This window comes from Citrobacter sp. Ca225 (assembly GCF_030337175.1).
GTDB classification, from domain to species: Bacteria; Pseudomonadota; Gammaproteobacteria; order Enterobacterales; family Enterobacteriaceae; genus Citrobacter_A; species Citrobacter_A amalonaticus.
In genome coordinates this window covers 16,526-33,914 of sequence record NZ_JAOWCD010000056.1, presented here as the reverse complement: position 1 = coordinate 33,914, position 17,389 = coordinate 16,526, and the positions used below count along the sequence as shown (strand labels likewise).

Here is a 17,389-nt window from a genome sequence, read left to right as displayed (position 1 = left end):
GGAAGGTGCGAATAAGTCCGAGATGTGAGATCATCGTGTTGTAACCTGAACCCAGAATGAGTAACCGGATGAGCCAGCAACTGACTTTTGCCGACAGTGAGTTTTCCAGTAAACGCCGCCAGACCCGCAAAGAAGTTTTCCTTGGCAGAATGGATGACTTGCTTCCCTGGGACAAATTACTTGGCGTTATCGAGCCTGTGTATCCCAAGGCCGGTAATGGTCGCAGGCCCTATCCGCTGGAAACCATGCTGCGTATTCACTGCATGCAGCAATGGTACAACCTGAGCGATGAGGCCATGGAAGATGCCCTCTATGAAATCGCCTCCATGCGCCAATTTGCTCGCCTGTCACTGGATAAAGCCATTCCAGACCGCACTACCATCATGAATTTCCGGCATTTGCTGGAGCAGCATGAACTGGCCCGCAAAATCTTCAGTACCGTTAATCACTGGCTAGCAGAGTGTGGCGTTCTAATGACCCAGGGCACCTTGGTGGATGCCACCATCATTCAAGCCCCCAGCTCTACCAAAAACAAACACAACAGCCGTGATGAAGACATGCACCAGACCAAGAAAGGTAACCAGTGGTACTTCGGCATGAAAGCGCACATTGGCGTGGACGCCAAAAGTGGCCTGACCCACAGTCTGGTGACCACGGCGGCTAACGAGCACGACCTCAATCAGGTTGGCAAGTTACTGCATGGCGATGAAGAATTTATCTCAGCCGATGCTGGTTATCAGGGGGCCGAAAAGCGCGATGAGCTCAGCGATGTCAGCGCAGACTGGCTTATCGCCAAGCGTCCCGGCAAAGTGAATGCATTGAAGCAACACCCGCGCAAGAACAAGCTGGCCATCCGTTACGAATACCTGAAAGCGAGTATCCGAGCGAAGGTTGAGCATCCATTTCGGATAGTAAAATGTCAGTTTGGTTTCGTCAAAGCCAGGTACAAGGGGCTGGCTAAAAATGACAGTCAACTGGCGATGTTATTCACCCTGGCGAACCTGGTTCGAGTTGACCAATTGATACGGGCACAGGCGAGATCTACCTGAAATGAGGAAATTAGCCTGAAACAGGGCCAAAATCAGCCACGAAGAGACGATTTTGGGCTGAAAATTGGAAAATTGAGCCACAGGACGTCGATAAAGGACGGTTTGGGGCGTCATATCGGGAGCTGCGGACCACTTAATCGCAACTTCCTTAGTCCAGACGCCTGGCCACGCTTTTTTTTCCAGCGAACGGCGAGTCACCAAAAGCTGTCCCTCTGTATTGAACAGCCAGGAGGAGAAGGCGAGATGCAATGGTGTGTTAACGGTGTGGGCGGTATATTTTTCCAGCGTGCCGGAAGGGGTGTCCTGTGCATCCAGTAAAATGACGTGTTCCTGTCGCATAATGTCTCACTGTCAATCTCAAGCGCACACCAGTATATGAGATCTCACGATGAAATGATTAACGCCGGGAGCGTTTAACACAGGAATGTGACATCCGCATCTTGCGGTACGGATGTCGGGAGCGGGGCGTGATTTTAGAAAAACAGCAGCATAAACCGGAAGCGACTTTCGATACCCAGCGCAATGCCGTCAGAAATGGCGGGTATCGACATCAGCATGAGCAACAGCAAGGTAATCAGGCAGCGCCAAAAGAGATTCATACTATTCATCCTGCTGATTTTTTTTCAACTTGCGCATCAGTAACCACATTCGAACCGTTCTGACCTTCAGGTTTTTATCCGAGACGGATTCCTGCACCAGCCCGGTATGGTGGTGGTAGCCATTGAAAAACAGATTCAGTACGACAGCGCTGAAGGTGGCAAGCATAATTCCGCTGTGCAGTAACGGCTGGAGAACGGCAGGCAGGCGAGAGAAAAAGTCATGCGATAACGTCGGCGTCATGCCGACGCCCAGGCTGATGGCCACAATGTAGAGGTTGTAACGGTTCGTGGTGTAATTGCAGCGCGAGAGAATGCGGATCCCGGTTGCCAGTACCATACCAAACATCACCAGACCCGCGCCGCCGAGGACGAACTGCGGAATGGAGGCGACCAGAACCGCCATTTTCGGCACCATGCCAAACAAAATTAAGATGACGCCGGAAGCGATGCAGACCCATCGACTGTGCACGCGCGTGACGCTGACCAGGCCAACGTTTTGGGAAAATGAAGTGTGGGGAAAGCTGTTAAACAGTCCGCCAATCATTGTCCCGACGCCATCCACGCGCAGGCCGCGAATGATATCCTGCGATGAGAGTTTGCGACCGACGATTTCGCCGAGCGCCAGGAACATCCCCATCGATTCAATAAACACAATGATTAACACAGCCGTCATGGTCAGAATCGACACCGGATCAAAGACAGGGGTGCCGAAGGCCATCGGTGTGACAATCGCGAACCACGAGGCATCGTGCAGGCCTGACAAATTCACTTCATTCATCATCCATGACAACGCAAAGCCAAAGATGATTCCCAGCAGGACCGCGACGTTGGACATGAAGCCTTTGGCAAATCGGGTGATTAATAAAATAAAGATTAAGACCGCAAATGAAATCCCTAAATAGACCGGATTCCCATACTCAGGATTACCTTTTCCGCCAGCAGCCCAGTCAACGCCCACCTGAATAATGCTCAGACCAATCGAGGTGATCACCACGCCCGTTACCAGCGGTGGAAATAAAGGCATCAGGCGACCGACAAGCGGCGCTAAGAGTGTGGTGATCGCGCCAGCGGCAATGGTTGAGCCAAAAATGCCCAACAGACCGATATCCGGATTGATGCCAATCGCAATCATCGGCGTCACCGCGGCAAACGTCACCGACATAATCACGGGCAGGCGAATCCCCATAAAGCGACCGATGCCAATACATTGCAGCAGGGTCACGATCCCGCAGCAGAAGAGATCCGAGCTGATTAACAGCGCAATAGCTTCTTTGCTGAGGCCGAGTCTGTCGCCAATCATCAGCGGTACAGCGACCGCGCCTGCGTACATGACCAGCACATGTTGCAGACCGAGGACGACCAGCTTGCCAGGCGATAATATACGGTCGACCTCATCGGTGGCGCGGCCTTGCCCCGACGGTGAGGGAAGTTGGGAATCTATGGCGCTCATGCGTTTTCTCCTGAATGGCGAGGCCGATAGAACAGCTCCGCGCGCGTTGGCGCGGAGCCTCGCTTAAATAGCCCATCCGCCGGCGTAGAACGCCACCAGCGCGACGGTAATAATGACGGTACCGATGTTCAGCTTCTGCCATTCCCGGGCAAAAACGCGACCGACAACCAGCGTCACGAAACCGAGCATAATGCCGGTGACGATATTGCAGGTCAGGACGATAAAGACCGCGCAGACCAGACCGGCCATCGCATCGATGAAGTCATTGAAATCCAGTTTTGAGACATTACTGAGCATCAGTAAGCCGACGTACATCAGCGCAGGCGCCGTCGCATAGCCGGGTATCAGGTAAGAGAGAGGCGATAAGAACAGGATAAGCAAGAACAAACAGCCGACGATGGCGGCGGTCAGTCCTGTTTTTCCACCGGCGGCGGTTCCCGCAGCGGATTCAATATAGACGGCGGCCGGCGCTGCGCCCACCAGACCGGAGAATACGGAGCTGATGGAGTCGCTGGTCAACGCTTTACCGCCGTTGATGATTTGGTTGTCTTTATCCAGCAGATTCGCTTGTCCGGCGACGGCGCGAATGGTGCCGGTGGCATCAAATACCGCCGTCATCACCAGCGCCAGTACGCTGGGCAGCACCGCAGGCTGTAAGGCGCCCATGATATCAAGACTGAAAATCAGAGACTTACCGTCTTCACCGCTCAGGCTGGGCATGGCGACCAGGCCGTGATATTTAACGGCAGGGTCAAATATCAATCCGATAATCGAGATGGCGATAATCACCAGCAGGATCCCGCCAGGGACGCGGCATTTCTCCAGCCCGAAGATGACCGCCAAACCCAGCAGACTCATCAGAACCGGAAAAGAGGTAAATGCGCCGAGTGCCACCGGAAGCCCTTCCAACGGGTTTTTAATCACCATACCGACGCCGTTCGCCGCGATCAGCAACAGGAACAACCCGATGCCAATCCCTGTGCCATGCGCGATACCCATGGGTAAGTTTCGTAAGATCCAGGTCCGGACGCCGGTGACCGAGATAGCGGTAAAAATGCCCCCCATCAGGAAAACCGCGCCGAGGGCGACAGGAATCGAAATGTGTTGTCCCAGCACCAGGCTGAATGCGGTGAAGGCGGTCAGCGAAATAGCACAGCCAATCGCCATCGGCAGGTTGGCCCACAGGCCCATCAACAGCGAGCCGAAGCCTGCGACGAGGCAGGTGGCGACAAAGACGGCGGCGGGTGGGAATCCCGCTTTCCCCAGCATTCCGGGCACGACTATGACCGAATAGACCATCGCCAGAAAGGTGGTCAACCCGGCCAGTATTTCCTGACGCACGGTACTGCCACGCGCCGTAATCTTGAAGTAATTATCCAGCGCGCTGCGTGGTTTCGACGCGCCGGGGGTTTGCAGAATATCTCCAGACATAATGATGTCCTCAGCAGGATGTTAGCGTTCTGTCAGGTCCGTTCGTACACCAGACGTCCGTCGACGTAAGTGCGGTAAATTGAGCGATCGTCGCCCAGCGTCATCATCACGAACAATTTGTCGACCAGGGATGTAGAGTTGTCATAGCGCAGTTGTTGCAGCGGCGTCGCTGTCGGTTCCAGCACCACAAAGTCCGCCTCTTTGCCCGGCATAAAGTTACCAATCAGATTGTCGAGGCCCAGCGCTTTCGCGCCGCCGAGCGTCGCCAGGTAAAAGGCTTCGTATGCCGAGAGTCGGTACCCCTGTAGTTGCACCACTTTGTAGGCTTCGTTCAGCGTTTGCAGCATGTTGAAGGTGGTACCGGCGCCGATATCGGTCCCCATACCGACGTTGATCTTCTTCCTCCAGGCTTTTTGCAGATTGAACAAACCGCTGCCGAGGTAGAGGTTTGAGGTCGGACAAAAGGCGATGCTGGAGTGGGTTTCGCTCAGGCGATCCCACTCTTTCTCTTCCAGATGGACACAGTGGGCGAAGACGCAATTTTTGCCGGTCAGCCCGTACTGGTGGTACACATCCAGATAGCCGTCATGTTCAGGATAGAGTTCTTTAACCCAGGCAATTTCGTCTTTGTTTTCACAGAGATGGGTATGTACCCAGGTGTCGGGATATTCTTCCCGCAGACGCTGCGCCATCGCCATCTGTTGCGGTGACGAGGTCGGGGCAAAGCGCGGCGTGATGGCATACAGCAGGCGGCCATTTTTATGCCAGCGCTCAATCAACGCCTTACTTTGCAGGTAGCTGCTCTCGGCGTCGTCCAGAAGGTAATCCGGCGCGTTACGATCCATCATCACTTTGCCGGCGATCATGCGCATATTGATATGGCTGGCGGCTTCAAATAGCGCATCCACGGACTGCGGATGCACCGTGCCAAAAACCAGCGCGCTGGTGGTGCCGTTACGCAACAGTTGCTTGATGAAAAAAGCTGACATCTCGCGCGCGTATTCCAGATCCTCATAGCGTCTTTCGGTCGGGAAGGTGTGCTTATTCAGCCATTCCAGCAACTGCTCGCCATAGGCACCGACCATTTCGCTCTGGGGGTAGTGGATATGCGTATCAACGAATCCCGGCACGACCAGTTTTCCGCGATAGTCACGGACACGGATGGCATCAGGGATCCGCTGTTTTCCTGCTTCCCACTCACCAAACCATTCGACTTTTCCCTGGCGAATCAGCAGCAATCCGTCTTCCAAAAATCGCAGCGCTGAGGCGATCTCTTCCGGGTTTTCAACGGTGCGGGTGACATCAATAAAGCTGCCGCGTACCGCTTTCAACGTGTGTTCTCCAGACATCGTAAACTCCTTTACCGTTAATCCGTTTCCTCCGGGGAGACGATGCCCGGCAGCACTTCTTCAGGCCGGTAGCCTCCTGGGAGAATGATATTCAGTAGAATGGCGGTCAGACCGCCCGCGCAGATGGGGTTTTCCACCAACACATAAATTGAGGCCGGCAGGATTTTGAATATTTCCGGGTCATAGGAGACGCCCAGCCCCAGTCCCAACGAGGTGGCAACAATCAGCGTTTCACGGCGCTTAAGCCCGTTCGTGATGATGATGCGGATCCCGGCGATTGCGATCATCGAGAACATTAGCGTCATCGCGCCCCCCAGCACCGCCGAAGGAATAGTGGTAAAGAAGCCGCCAATCATGGGAAACAGTCCAAGCAGCACCAGCATGACGGCGATGGTGCGGCCGATATAGCGAGAGGCGACGCCGGTCATCTGGATAACGCCGTTGTTTTGCGCAAAGGTCGTCAATGGCAGTGAACCCACCGCAGAGGCAATAACGGAGACCAGCCCATCGGCCAGTACTCCACCCTTCAGGCGTGACTGGTATTCATCTCCCTGAATGGGGCGTCTGGACACCATCGCGGTCGCGGTAATGTCGCCGACGGCTTCCAGCACGCTGAGCAGATAAATGGTCCCCACCACCAGAAAGTGATGAAAGTTGAACTGGAAACCGTACTTAAAAGGGGTCGGGATGGTGACCCACGGCAGATTGCGCATACTGCTGAAATCCACCATGCCCAGGCACAAAGAGACGATATAACCCACGCACAGCCCGATCGCGATGCCGCCCATTCTCAGTAACGGACTGCGGCAGCAGTTAAAACCGATCACCACGATCAGCACCAGCAACCCGACGCCGATATTCTCGTAATTTCCGTAGGTGCCGCTGCTTTTCGCCGCAAAGCCGCCGCCAAAATCGATAATCCCGACTTTAATCAGGCTCAGGCCAATCATCAGCACTACAATGCCGCTGACGGTCGGCGTGATGACCCTGCGCAAGTAAGGCAAAATGAAAGACGATCCCACCACCAGAAATGCCCCGACAAATGAAACGCCAAGCAGCGATGACATGATCAACTCTTCGTGGAATCCATCGTTTTTCATCCCGCTGCCCAGTGCAATCATTACCGTGACAAACGAAAAGTTGACCGACTGAATCGAGAGTAAGCCGGAACCGACCATGCCATAGCGATTGACCTGCAGCCAGGTGCCGATGCCAGATGCAATCATCGCCATTGAGACCAGATAGGCGGTGGTTTCCGTTGAGAGCTGTAGCGCGGTGCCAACAATTAATGCGGGCGTGACCATGGGGACAAAGATGGCCAGCAGGTGGGTGATCGCGCCGATAATAGACTGATGAAAGGGAGGGCGATCCTCCAGTTCGTAAATCAGATCTGAGCCTGCACGTGATATATCAGACATCCCTTCACTCCTTAATAAGTAAATTTGATCATCTGAATCAGCAGAATTAAATTCTGCGAATTTGAGGCGCAGGTTGCCCTGAGAACGGCTTATCTCATTTCCGCAGACGGCATTTAATCGTTATTGAGTCATGTGAGCGGGCCGCCTGAGCGGCCCACGTTGTTACATTTTTTCCAGCGCGGTCAGTATTTTCTCCGGTGTGAAATGCCATTCGCGTAACCATACGCCACAGGCATCATGAATAGCGGTGGCAATGGCCGGTGCCGCGCCGTTAACGCCAATTTCAGAGATCGATTTGGCACCAAAGGGGCCAACCTTATCGTCGCTTGGCACCAGAACGGCACGAAAATCCCGAGGGATGTCGCCAATTTTTGGCGCACCGTAACTGCGCAGATCGCGGGTCAGCGGATGGCCTTCGGCATCATAGAGGATCTCTTCGCTCAGACTATGGCCAATGGCCCGCATTGACGCACCGTAGATTTGCCCGAGTGCGAGTTCCGGGTTGACCGGTGTGCCACAGTCCAGCAGTGCGTAGAACTTGTCGAGACGGATTTCGCCGGTTCGGGTATTCACCGCGACTTCGGCGAAGTTCGCCCCATACGGAAATGCGAAGTCTGCGGTGATGTAACTGGCCGTGGCGACCAGCGTGCCAAAACCAGTTCCCGTCTCCGCTTTGTGCGCGATCTCAGCGTAACTCACTTCGCCCTGCTTGCCGCGTACAACGCCAGGTGCTACCAGTTGAACGTCAGCAACGGGTTCACCCAGCATCTGCGCCCCATGAAAGAGGATTTTCTCACGCAGGTTTTCTGCTGCCTTACGCGCCGCGTTCCCCGAGAAGCAGGTGCCGGATGAGGCGTAAGCGCCTTTGTCGAAGAGTGCATGGTCAGTATCGCCGGAAATGACATGCACTTCCTCTGGCGCACAGTGCAGCACTTCCGCCGTCAGTTTAGTGACAACCGTATCCAGCCCGGTGCCAATATCTGCGCCGCCGGAGTGGACGATGAAAGTGCCATCGGACTCCAGTTTGATCATGCAGTTCGCCTGATCGATGTCCGGGATCCCTGATTTCTGCATAATAATGGCGACCCCGCGACCGGTACGCCAGTCACCGTCCTGTGGTTTGGGCGACGACCAGTCGATCATCTTCCGTCCCTGACGCAGGATCGCTTCCAGTGCGCAACTGGCGGCGGAAGGAACGGAGGTTGGCGCTTTCCCTTCACCGATCGCGCCGAGAATTTTCAGTTCCTGTCCCTCGTGAACCCGATTGCGTTCGATGATCTCCAGTTGATCAATGTGCAGTTGTTCGGCAAGTTCGGCTAACGCCATCGTCATCGCAAAGGTGCCTTTCGGCGCGCCATAGCCCTGATACGCCCCCGTCGGACAGATATTGCTGTAGTAGGTGGTGACCTGGAAATCGACGTTGTCGCAGGGGTACAGCGGTAACGAGAGCGCCGGGCCGTTGCTCGGCACGGTCAACGAATGGTTGCCATATGGGCCAGTATTGGCGCGGAAGTCCATTTTGACCGCCGTCAGGCGACCATCTTTCTTCGCGCCAAGTTTGACCGTGACTTTTGCAACGTGACGGGAGGTATTGGCAATAAACTCCTCTTCACGGGTATAGCGGAAATAGACCGGGCGTCCGGTCACGCAGGTCGCCCATGCGCAGACTTCTTCCAGCAGGATGTCCTGTTTAGAACCAAAGCCTCCGCCGACGCGTTCCTTAATGACGTGGACTTTGTGCTGCTTCATGCCAACGAGACGGGCAACCTGGCGGCGAAGGTGCCACGGTACCTGAGTTGAGGCGTGAATGATCAGGCGATCGCCGTCCATGCGCGTAAAACAGATGTGAGGCTCTGCCGGACACTGCTGCGCCTGTGTGGAGTGATAAGTGCGCTCGATGATCACATCCGCTTCGGCAAAACCTTTCTCCATATCGCCGATATGACCATGAATGCTGGCGGCGATATTTTTCCGCGGGCGTGAACCAATCGGGAAGTTGATGACCATGTGCTCGCCACGTTGGGCGGCATGGCGGTTATCTTCTTCCAGTGTCTGTGGCGCGCCTGCAACGTACACTACCGGTTCATCGTGTACGACGGGTGCATCGTCTGCCATGGCTTCGTCTATCGACAATACCGGCTTAAGCACATCATATTTCACATCAATGAGTTCGAGCGCGGCCAGCGCAATCTCTTCGCTCTCTGCAACCACGGCGGCAACACGATCGCCGACATGGCGCATTTTTTTGCCGAACATGCGGCGGTCAAGCGGGGAGGGTTCAGGCGCGCTCTGCCCGCCGGGCGTATAATAGATGTCCGGGCAGTTGCGGTGGGTGATCACGTGAACCACGCCGGGCAATGCTTCGGCTTTGCTGACGTCGAGATGAGTGATCAACGCATGGGCGTGCGGACTGCGCAGCATTTTAATTACGCAGGCGTCTGGGGTGATACGGTCTTCCACATAGCAGGGTTTGGCCTGGACCATTTTGGCCGCATCGGTTTTTGGCCAGGGTTTACCAATCACCGCGAGATCGTCGCGGAAAGTGGGGGCGACAGTCATACGGGCTTGTGGATCGTTTTTACGCGCCACCGCCAGTTCGATCACCTGATAATATTGCTGCCAGCCCGCATCACGACTGAACAGGCCGGACAACGCATCGTCAATCTCTTCACGGGTAGGATTCGCGATTCGTTCCAGCAGTTCGGTGATGATCAATGCGGCCGCCGGATCGTTATAACCGGACTGCACGACGCCGACATCCACCATCGCCTGTTGTACCAGGCTCAACGCATTCCATTGACCGAGTGATTCGCTGGTGCGAATCTCCGCGTGATCCAACTGCGCGGCAATCAGTAATGAGGCATTGACGATGCGACCGTTGTAGAGAATCGCGTCCGAACCGGCGAAACCGAATCCGTCATCACTGTTGCGCACGGAGTGCATGCCGAGGCTAAACAGCAGCTTCTGTACGTTTTCGCCCGGGTTAATCTTCATTTCACGGGCCATGCCGTTCAATGTGAAGTGAATTATCATACAACGTCCTCCCCGGCCATCAGACAGTCGGCATACAGATCGGCGACAACCACGCCGGTGATATAGCGCTTATAGGCCGCGCTGCCCCGAATATCATCCTGTGGGAACAGGGCGTTTGCGACCGCCTGTTCCAGCTCCGTACCTTCTCGCGTTTGTGTTTCCACGTCACGCAGGCGCAGTGCTTTGTCCGCCACGCCGTCCAGCGCGATGCACATGCCACCGTGTTCAGTCAACGCGACCGCCGCTGTCACGACGGTTAATCCGGCCTGTGAACGGCTCACTTTGCGCGTGGCGCAAGGGCGGAAGGGATCTTTAATGATAATTTCGGTGAGCAGGCGATCGCGTGGATCGGCGAGATAGCTTTCCAGCGACAGAGTTTCGCCATCACCACACACCAACTGGGCGTCCAGCGCCAGCAGGACGGGGAGTAACACGGACTCTTGCTGTTGCGCGGCAATCTCGCCGCCGAGGGTCGACTGGTTGCGAAGATGGCGGGAGTAGATAAAGCCTATCGCCTCACGCAGTGCCGCCGGGAGATAGCGGGCGTCATGCAACGGTTGCAGGCGAGTCATCGCCCCAATACGCAATGCGCCATTGTCCCAGTCAATCCACTCCAGTTCCAGATCCTGCAATGAAATGGCAATCCGCTTATCGGTACGCGTTGGCGTGGCGTTAAGTTTGCTGCCCCCGGCAAACCAGACGGCGTCCTCCTGATAGCGGCGCTTGAGTTCCAGCGCCTGGTCAACGGAGTCGGGCCTGAAAAATTGTTCAATCATCATCATTCCTCATCACTCCCTCTCCCGTTCAGGAGAGGGTATGGGCTATGCCAGCGCATCCATTCGCCGCCACATGTTGGCGGCGGCTTTTCGGGCCTGCGCATAAATGGAATCGGTATCGAAAGTAAACTGACGGTCTTCATACACCATCACGCCATTCACCATCACGCTGTGCACGCTGCCTGAACCGAGACCGAAAGCGATATGCCCGGCAACGTTTTCAGCGATCAGCGGCGTCGGCGACGAATAGTCGAGAAGGGTAAAATCAGCTTTATAACCGGCTTCCAGTTGGCCAAATTTTTCTCCGAAGTTGCGGTGCAACAGTTCGTTGCCGTTCGCCAGTGCTTTCGCAAAGCTGTCAGGCCACAGAGGACCGCCCGCGTCGCGATGTTTGAAGAAGGCAAATTTCATCTCTTCAAGCATGTCGGAGCCGATACCGTCCGTCCCCAGCGCCAGATTGCGAATATGGGTAAGGTGGTGGTTATAGCCCACATGGTTGTTCATGTTGGAGCGGGCATTGTGTACCAGGAAGGCATCTTGCTGATTCAGCAGGGCGATATCTTCCGCAGACAGGTACAGGCCGTGTGCGACCAGCGTTTTATGGTCGATGAGCCCATATTCCGCCAACCTGACCAGCAGGTCTTTACCGTACAGATGATGGCTGTGTGAGACATCATAGCTGTCCTCTGCCGCATGAATATGCAGCCCGCGCCCGGTGGCGTTGATGGCCTCGCGTAGCATTTCCAGACCAGCGTCGGGTACGGTAAAGGGGGCATGCGCGCCAATGTGCGCTTCCACCAGGTACGGCTCGCTACCGCTCTCTCGCGCATGGTCTATCTGACGGGCGAAGCGAATATTCTCTTCGACGCCTGCCTGTAGCTCTTTGATACCTTCGTTACGGTCGGTGGTTTCAAAGCAGGTCATTGCTCGCAGACCGACTTTTAAAAAGGCTGAACGCAGCGTAGAGAGCGAGCCCTGGATGTAGCCTGGTGAAGCATGGTGATCGATAACCGCAGAGCATCCGCTCTTAATCGCCTCCAGCGAGCAAATTAGTCCGCTGTAGTAGAGCGACTCTTCGTCCAGCGCCCGGTCCAGGCGCCACCACAGGTTTTTCAACGTTGAGATAAAGTCTGGGCTGGGGGCGATATTGGCCTGGATCCCGCGCGATAAACCGGAGTAGAAGTGGTTATGCGCACAGACCAGGCCTGGCATCACGATTCGGCCATGCATCTCTTTCCATTGCGCTTGCGGGTAGCGCTGCGTCAGGGCGTCACCCACCTCAACAATAACGTCTTTGTCGATTGCAATATCCACCCCTTCACGCACGCTGGCCGGATGAAGTTGTACGGCGGTGACATTTTTCAGAATCAACATGATTACACCTCCACGCGACCTAACAGGTAATGGTGATGCTGGTGGACATAGCTAATGACGCGGCACATGTCATTCAGTTCCGGCGGGATGCTGGCGAACTGCCCATCATGGCTGATGTTTAATACCCAGCTTTGGTCATTCAGCCGGACCCTGACCCGATCGTCTTCCACCAGGAAACCCGGGTTACTGCTGTTGTCGAAATCCTGTGGCAGGCTAAAGAGCGTGACTTTGTCTTTATACGGCTTGCCCTGCCACGGACAGAATTGAGCGCAGTTACCGCATTCGTTGCAGTAAGCATCCAGATGTAGCGTCTGGAAGCGATTCTGGAATCCCGGCACGGGAATTGACACATTGGCGCGGTTCGGACAGACATCCACGCATTTGCTGCAGACATAGTTGCATTCAAGGCAGCGGGCCGCTTCCTGGGCGACAAAGGCGTCACGGTTATCTTTATCGACCTTCGCGACCGCGATCTCGCCTTTACGCTGATAGATTTCAGCGGGGCTGACGTTATTCCAGCGTTTATCGCCATGGTGGGAGCGGATATTTTCCCGCCAGAGGATGGTATCCGTGGCCCGACGCGCAGAGCCGATGGCGGCAACAATGGATGATGGACCACGCTGGACGTCGCCAATCATGAACACGTCGGTGAGGCGGGTTTCGCCGTTGTGATTCACCTCTGGCCAGCCTTTGCTGTCAAGCGGAACACCCATTGCATTCAGTGCTTCGGTATCCTGCTGTTCACCAATGGCGGTAATCAGACTATCGATGTGCAGAGTCAGCGTTTCGTCGGTTTCAACCGGACGGCAACGTCCTTTCTCATCCGGCTCTCCGAGCGTCATGACGCGCAGGGTGAGTGTACCATCCGCATCAAAACGTTCAGGGTTGTTGAGAAAACGGAACTCAACCCCATCGTGCAGGGCTTCTTCATACTCTTCACGCCAGGCGGGCATCTCCTGCAACGAACGGCGGTAGACCACGGTGACTTTCTCCACACCCGGCACGCGCAGTGCCGCACGGGCACAGTCCATCGCCGTGTTGCCCGCGCCGACGATCGCCACATGCTTACCGAGCGTCAACGCAGTTCCCTGATTGTATTCACGCAGGAAGGGAAGCGATTTCCAGATGTTGGGGTTATCGCCGTCGAGCTTCACGCCGCTGTTTTTATCCGTACCGGTTGCGATCAGAACGTAGTGGAACCCCTTTTCTTTCAGGCTCTGTACGGTCAGATCTGGCGCACAGCCATATTCGAACTTCACGCCGTGATCGGCGACAAAATCGATATCGTGCTGGATGAGTTCTGCCGGAATACGGAACTGAGGAATGATATTTTTCACCACGCCGCCCGCGTTGGCTTCGCGTTCAAATAGCGTCACCGGGTGTCCTGCCCGGGCAAGGAAGTAACCGGCCGCAAGCCCGGCCGGACCCGCACCGATGACTGCAACCGGATGACGTGAGCCTGAGCCTGCGGGTTTGTGCCAGCGCTGTTTGTATTCATCCCACCCCTTTTCCAGCGCCACTTTTTTCAGTTCACGGATGTTCAAAGCGCTGTCATAGTCCAGACGGGTACAGTTGTACTGACACTGATGATCGCAGATATGACCGGTGATTGCCGGGAGGGCGTTTCGCTGATAAATCAGTTCCAGCGCGTCGGCATAACGCTGCTCGCCCAGCAGGCGAATATACTCCGGAATGTCCTGTTTGATGGCGCAGGCCGTAATACACGGGGCGACGTAGCAGTCGGTCAGCGGCAAGCCGCCGGCCACGTCAATGCGCTCTTCAGGTTTCCAGTGTTTTTGGGTATAGGCCATCGTGACGGCCTCTTCCGCCAGTCGATTCAGTCGTTCGACATCGACATGCTCCATTCCCCACGCATCTGAAGACTCCAGCTCACGCATACAGGCGCTGAGTCGCAGGTAACCGCCTGGCTTTAACAGGTCGGTCGCCATGGTGATCGGACGAATGCCGGTGTCAAAGATATCGCGGATGGTCAACTGGCTGGCGCCGCCGGAATAGGAGATGGGCAATTGGCCGTCGAAGGCCCGGGAAAGCACGGCCGCCACGTTGATTGAGAGCGGGAACAGCGCCCGGCCAGACATATACATCTCTTCGCCGGGAAGCGCACCTTTGTTATTGACGGTGCCCAGGGTGTTGGTGAGTTTTACGCCAAAACCCAGCGACTTTTCTTTTGCCAGCGCCATCAGGCGCTGCAACATTTCCAGCGCCTGGGTGAGCTTCAGATCGTGCTCAAATGACTCTTCTTTTAAGCCGATATAACCGAAGCCACAGCTGTCCAGAATTTCACGTACGTGTGAATAGCCCAGCAGCGTCGGATTCAGCTTCACAAAGGTATTCAGCCCTTTTTCTTCCAGCATATAGCGGCAGATGGCTTCGATTTCGTGCGGTGGGCAGCCGTGCATCGTGGACAGCGTGACACCCTGCACCAGTTTTGTGGGAATGCGTCCCGGCAGCGCCTGTAGACGTTCCCGATGTGCGTTCAACCCGTGGCGCGCGAGGAATGTTTCATCGTGCAGCCATCGCTGTAGCGTGTCGCGGTACTGCACAAATTTAGGGTGCGCGGATGCGTCCATCATGTTGTCGATGAACGCCTGCATGGGCGGTTGCTTGATGCCGTCGAGGTTATAGCCGACGCTCATATTAAAAATGAACGATTTACCGGTATCGCTACCCGAAGGTTGCAGCAGTTGCTCCAGTAAATGCAGGGCGAACCAGGCTTTAAGATACTCATCCCATGCTTTCAGCAGGGTAAATTCCGTCGACCATTCGGTATTGAAGCACTCATCTTCCGCATCAATACAGGGTTTTTCCAGTTCGAGCCGATCGAGAATTTGCACTGTTTTGAGTTCAATAAACCGACCGCCAGTCAGCCAGGAGGTGATGATATTTTGTGCGAGCTGGGTGTGCGGGCCGGCGGCGGGGCCGACGGGGGTGGCACAGGTTTCACCAAATACGCTTATCGATTTGCCTTTTTCCGGTGAATAGAACTGCTGCTCAGGAATACCAAAGATCGAGCGCTGCTGCTGATATTCATCAAATAGGCGCGTCAAAAGTTCCTCAAACGGAATCGGACGCATTATATCCCCCATACCCCTCTCCTTAGCTTTACTCGGCTTTCTTCAGGTCGTGGCAAGACAACCGGAAGGTGCGCGTGTTCATAGATGTCATTGGTTGACCGGGACTGATAAAGCCGGCGGTTTGGAGAAATAGAGCAACATTCGCACCACTACTCACAAAGCAGAGCCATAAAAATATAATTTTGTGAGGCGCTTCTAATCTTAAGTCTGCTTTGTGAAATATCTCACAAACGCTAAATGAGAATGAAAATCAGCCGGGAGAGGTATGGCGATAAGGTATTTCATCATCGCATTCTGTTTTCTCAAAAATGGCGATCGCTTATCATTATGATAAGTGAAAAATGAATCGGGAAATATTTGAACGCAATCGTTTAACTCCGTATTTCCTATTTATCTGTGTCGATTCTGCGCATTGATAAAATCCTCTGGTGTATCAATATCCAGAGTGATTCGGGCATCGTTTATTTCAATAAGATTATGTTTTCCGCGCAGCAATGCCTGACGCATATTGCTGACATCCGGTTGTGAGATGGCCTGCAACAGGCATTTTTTGGAAAGTAATACAGGATGGCCGGGCTGGCCCTGATAGCAAGGGATAAGTGCGTTATCGTTACGTAACGCCCAGATTTTACGGAAAATATCGTTATTCAGTTCAGGCATGTCACCGTGCGTGATGAAGCAGTGCCCGCTGTTCACGGCGGCAGCGCCAACCTTAATTGACGTAAATAAACCCTGAGCATAATCCGGATTGTACGTAATAATAATATTAGGCTGATTCGCATAGCGATTATGTATCTCCGTGGCGCGGTAACCGGAAACTAATATCACCCGGTTACAAAATTGCAGCGCGTTTTTGATACTTGCATCAAGAATTGTTCCTGCGTGCCAGGGTAACATCATTTTCCATTTTCCCATTCTGGATGATAACCCAGCAGCAGTAATTATACAGTCGACGACAGGCATGGCGATTCCATAATGTCTATTAGATGTTATGTCACTTCAGAGAGGCTTATGAGTATACCGGGGCATGCTTCTTTATTCTTTGATTTAGGTGCACAGAAACGGCCAACGGTTATTTCAATTGTCGGTGCGGGTGGGAAAACCAGTACGCTTTTCTGGCTCGCTCATCTCTTTCAATTATCAGGTCGACGGGTATTCATCACCACGACGACGCATATGTTTCTGCCTGACCACTCCTGGCCGACCCTTTTCTGTCGGGAGCCCGCCGGGTTGCCGTATCACGTGTTAATGCAACCCATCATTACCTGCTTTCGGTCGTGGAAAGCCCCATTGGGAAAAGCACGTGGTTTCTCACCCGACGCCATCGATGCCTTAGCCAGACGATCGGAATGTGACGTGGTTCTCGTCGAGGCAGACGGCGCACGCGGAATGCCGCTTAAAGCGCCAGATGAGCACGAACCTTGCATACCTGAAAGCAGTTGCTGCGTGATTGCCGTTATGGGTGGACACCTGCTGGGGAAACGCGTGGGGGCAAAGCAGGTGCATCGCTGGTCGCCGTTCGCCGGGATGACAGGCCTGACGGAGGGATCCCCCTTATCGCTGAAGGCGCTGGTTCGCCTGGTTCAGCATCCACAGGGAGCATTCAAAAATGCCCCGCCAGCCAGTCGACGCGTCTGGTTTCTCAATCGTTTTTCTCAATCTGAGAATGCCATTGATGAACGCGAGCTCATCCAACTGTTGTCAGACGGTGATGTGCAGGCTATCTGGCTGGGGAATGCACAGGAAACGCCTGCAATCACGCGCAGATTTGTGAGATAGCGACGCCGGGAACACCGGGTTCCTGAAAAGATATCC

General features: G+C 54.6%; 12 protein-coding genes and 1 pseudogene. 2 read left to right on the top strand and 11 right to left on the bottom strand.

The window, feature by feature from the left end:
- The first annotated feature begins 68 nt into the window (after positions 1 to 68).
- Positions 69 to 1,049: an IS5-like element ISEc68 family transposase gene (locus OGW13_RS05725; protein WP_000082736.1), complete on the top strand. Its 981-nt coding sequence runs from the start codon at positions 69 to 71 to the stop codon at positions 1,047 to 1,049.
- A gap of 141 nt (positions 1,050 to 1,190) precedes the next feature.
- Here the strand turns inward: OGW13_RS05725 and OGW13_RS05720 are convergent.
- From OGW13_RS05720 to mocA, 11 genes and pseudogenes are all read right to left on the bottom strand, one after another.
- Positions 1,191 to 1,388 (bottom strand): annotated as a pseudogene (locus OGW13_RS05720) (isopentenyl-diphosphate Delta-isomerase); the annotation flags it as partial.
- A gap of 134 nt (positions 1,389 to 1,522) precedes the next feature.
- Positions 1,523 to 1,648, bottom strand: a complete 126-nt coding sequence (locus tag OGW13_RS05715) for a hypothetical protein (RefSeq protein ID WP_099433739.1) — start codon at positions 1,646 to 1,648, stop codon at positions 1,523 to 1,525.
- 1 nt (position 1,649) lies between these two features.
- Positions 1,650 to 3,098: a nucleobase:cation symporter-2 family protein gene (locus OGW13_RS05710; protein ID WP_044327227.1), complete on the bottom strand. Its 1,449-nt coding sequence runs from the start codon at positions 3,096 to 3,098 to the stop codon at positions 1,650 to 1,652.
- 63 nt (positions 3,099 to 3,161) lie between these two features.
- Positions 3,162 to 4,529 carry a guanine/hypoxanthine transporter GhxQ gene (gene ghxQ, locus OGW13_RS05705; RefSeq protein ID WP_287115790.1) on the bottom strand — a complete coding sequence of 456 codons (1,368 nt, stop codon included), beginning with the start codon at positions 4,527 to 4,529 and terminating at the stop codon, positions 3,162 to 3,164.
- Between the two features lie 32 nt (positions 4,530 to 4,561).
- Positions 4,562 to 5,878 (bottom strand): guanine deaminase, encoded by a 1,317-nt coding sequence (guaD, locus tag OGW13_RS05700; protein WP_287115789.1) that lies wholly within the window; start codon positions 5,876 to 5,878, stop codon positions 4,562 to 4,564.
- Between the two features lie 17 nt (positions 5,879 to 5,895).
- On the bottom strand, positions 5,896 to 7,296 hold the full coding sequence (locus OGW13_RS05695; RefSeq protein ID WP_042999375.1) for a nucleobase:cation symporter-2 family protein: 1,401 nt from the start codon (positions 7,294 to 7,296) through the stop codon (positions 5,896 to 5,898).
- Between the two features lie 162 nt (positions 7,297 to 7,458).
- Complete coding sequence (locus tag OGW13_RS05690; protein WP_287115788.1) at positions 7,459 to 10,329, bottom strand: molybdopterin-dependent oxidoreductase Mo/Fe-S-binding subunit; 2,871 nt, start codon at positions 10,327 to 10,329, stop codon at positions 7,459 to 7,461.
- A complete protein-coding gene (gene ygfM / locus OGW13_RS05685; protein ID WP_042999377.1) occupies positions 10,326 to 11,105 on the bottom strand; it encodes a molybdopterin-dependent oxidoreductase FAD-binding subunit in 780 nt (259 codons plus the stop codon). The genes OGW13_RS05690 and ygfM overlap by 4 nt, the downstream gene beginning before the upstream one ends.
- A gap of 45 nt (positions 11,106 to 11,150) precedes the next feature.
- Positions 11,151 to 12,479, bottom strand: a complete 1,329-nt coding sequence (gene ssnA, locus OGW13_RS05680; RefSeq protein ID WP_287115787.1) for a putative aminohydrolase SsnA — start codon at positions 12,477 to 12,479, stop codon at positions 11,151 to 11,153.
- A gap of 2 nt (positions 12,480 to 12,481) precedes the next feature.
- Positions 12,482 to 15,586 carry a putative selenate reductase subunit YgfK gene (gene ygfK, locus OGW13_RS05675; protein ID WP_287115786.1) on the bottom strand — a complete coding sequence of 1,035 codons (3,105 nt, stop codon included), beginning with the start codon at positions 15,584 to 15,586 and terminating at the stop codon, positions 12,482 to 12,484.
- Positions 15,587 to 15,964: 378 nt separating this feature from the next.
- Entirely contained in the window at positions 15,965 to 16,537 is a 573-nt protein-coding gene (mocA, locus tag OGW13_RS05670) for a molybdenum cofactor cytidylyltransferase (protein ID WP_061069617.1), read from the bottom strand.
- Between the two features lie 48 nt (positions 16,538 to 16,585).
- On the opposite strand from mocA, the gene yqeC reads away from it, so the two are divergent.
- Positions 16,586 to 17,353 carry a selenium cofactor biosynthesis protein YqeC gene (yqeC, locus tag OGW13_RS05665; protein WP_044254046.1) on the top strand — a complete coding sequence of 256 codons (768 nt, stop codon included), beginning with the start codon at positions 16,586 to 16,588 and terminating at the stop codon, positions 17,351 to 17,353.
- The last annotated feature ends 36 nt before the right edge of the window (positions 17,354 to 17,389 follow it).

What these genes read in the sequence shown, in the direction of transcription:
- OGW13_RS05725 (WP_000082736.1), top strand. Translation starts at nt 69, where the DNA reads ATGAGCCAGCAACTGACTTTTGCCGACAGTGAGTTTTCCAGTAAACGC.
- OGW13_RS05715 (WP_099433739.1), bottom strand. Translation starts at nt 1,648, where the DNA reads ATGAATCTCTTTTGGCGCTGCCTGATTACCTTGCTGTTGCTCATGCTG.
- OGW13_RS05710 (WP_044327227.1), bottom strand. Translation starts at nt 3,098, where the DNA reads ATGAGCGCCATAGATTCCCAACTTCCCTCACCGTCGGGGCAAGGCCGC.
- ghxQ (WP_287115790.1), bottom strand. Translation starts at nt 4,529, where the DNA reads ATGTCTGGAGATATTCTGCAAACCCCCGGCGCGTCGAAACCACGCAGC.
- guaD (WP_287115789.1), bottom strand. Translation starts at nt 5,878, where the DNA reads ATGTCTGGAGAACACACGTTGAAAGCGGTACGCGGCAGCTTTATTGAT.
- OGW13_RS05695 (WP_042999375.1), bottom strand. Translation starts at nt 7,296, where the DNA reads ATGTCTGATATATCACGTGCAGGCTCAGATCTGATTTACGAACTGGAG.
- OGW13_RS05690 (WP_287115788.1), bottom strand. Translation starts at nt 10,329, where the DNA reads ATGATAATTCACTTCACATTGAACGGCATGGCCCGTGAAATGAAGATT.
- ygfM (WP_042999377.1), bottom strand. Translation starts at nt 11,105, where the DNA reads ATGATTGAACAATTTTTCAGGCCCGACTCCGTTGACCAGGCGCTGGAA.
- ssnA (WP_287115787.1), bottom strand. Translation starts at nt 12,479, where the DNA reads ATGTTGATTCTGAAAAATGTCACCGCCGTACAACTTCATCCGGCCAGC.
- ygfK (WP_287115786.1), bottom strand. Translation starts at nt 15,586, where the DNA reads ATGGGGGATATAATGCGTCCGATTCCGTTTGAGGAACTTTTGACGCGC.
- mocA (WP_061069617.1), bottom strand. Translation starts at nt 16,537, where the DNA reads ATGCCTGTCGTCGACTGTATAATTACTGCTGCTGGGTTATCATCCAGA.
- yqeC (WP_044254046.1), top strand. Translation starts at nt 16,586, where the DNA reads ATGAGTATACCGGGGCATGCTTCTTTATTCTTTGATTTAGGTGCACAG.